The sequence below is a fragment of the Campylobacter sp. BCW_6889 genome, from assembly GCF_001762535.1.
Classification (GTDB): Bacteria; Campylobacterota; Campylobacteria; order Campylobacterales; family Campylobacteraceae; genus Campylobacter_D; species Campylobacter_D jejuni.
In genome coordinates, this window is the sequence record NZ_MJWZ01000042.1 from 1 (window position 1) to 941 (window position 941).

A 941-nucleotide genomic window follows, 5' to 3' on the forward strand; every position below is an offset into this window, starting at 1 on the left:
TTTTTCACTATCAAAAGAATATTCATCTTCAACACCTCCTCTTTCTCCAATATAAACAGCTTCGTATTTATTATTATCAGAATCAAACCACATGGTAAGATGGTATTCTCCTGAATGTTTATAAGAAGGATACCAATCTGTATCAATCAACTTTTCTTCTTCTATAATTAATTCTGCTTGTTCTCTTGTCATTTTCTATCCTTTATTTAATCCATAAAATCTATATTAAAATATTTACAAGTTAAAGTAATATATTCTAAATCATTATCAAAATATATGCTTATCAACATCTCTTCTTCTTTTTCAATATAGCCTGTTATATCATCCCAATTATTTCTTATTAAATCGATAAAATTAGCTTCTAATTGATTAAAATTTTTACAATATGATTTTGAGTGTAGTAACTTATAATCATAAAAAACAATTTGCAAATCTTGTATATCTTTTTTCTCTGATTTAAAAAATATTTCTAAAGTTTTTTCATTTGTTATGATAGAATAAACAAAAAAGTCATTTTTCAAATCTATTTTTACATCTTTAAGATAAAATTCTCTTTTAAATAAACTTCCATGCTTTAAATTCTCAAATTTCATTATTTTGCCTTTTTAAATAATTTTCTACAATATCTAAATCTTTATGAGATATTGGCTCTACTAAACCCTGTGACATTCTATACTTTGTTGGATCTTGAGGATTTATATGTTTAGTATATTCTATTTTATGAGGCGTATCAATTATTTTCTTTGATGTCTTCTCATAATGTGGTTTACCATCTAAATCATATCTGGTGAGTTTATCTTTTGTCTTTATAGAAACACTATTATATCCTCCATTTAAAGTATTTTTTATTTCCATGGCTCTTTGTTTAATGTTTAAAATAATCTTACCATTTTCACCAATATAATCAGGACTTCTAGGTTTTGGAGTATCTTTAGGCCATA

The 941-nt window shown here is 24.5% G+C and carries 2 protein-coding genes and 1 pseudogene; all 3 read right to left on the reverse strand.

Annotation, left to right across the window (positions count from 1 at the left end; genetic code table 11):
- Positions 1 to 192: pseudogene (locus AJ939_RS03850) on the reverse strand (hypothetical protein); the annotation flags it as partial.
- A gap of 14 nt (positions 193 to 206) precedes the next feature.
- Positions 207 to 593 carry a hypothetical protein gene (locus AJ939_RS03855; RefSeq protein WP_002871073.1) on the reverse strand — a complete coding sequence of 129 codons (387 nt, stop codon included), beginning with the start codon at positions 591 to 593 and terminating at the stop codon, positions 207 to 209.
- A partial coding sequence (locus tag AJ939_RS03860; protein ID WP_186820912.1) for a hypothetical protein occupies positions 583 to 941 on the reverse strand: 359 nt, incomplete at its 5' end. The genes AJ939_RS03855 and AJ939_RS03860, both read right to left, overlap by 11 nt.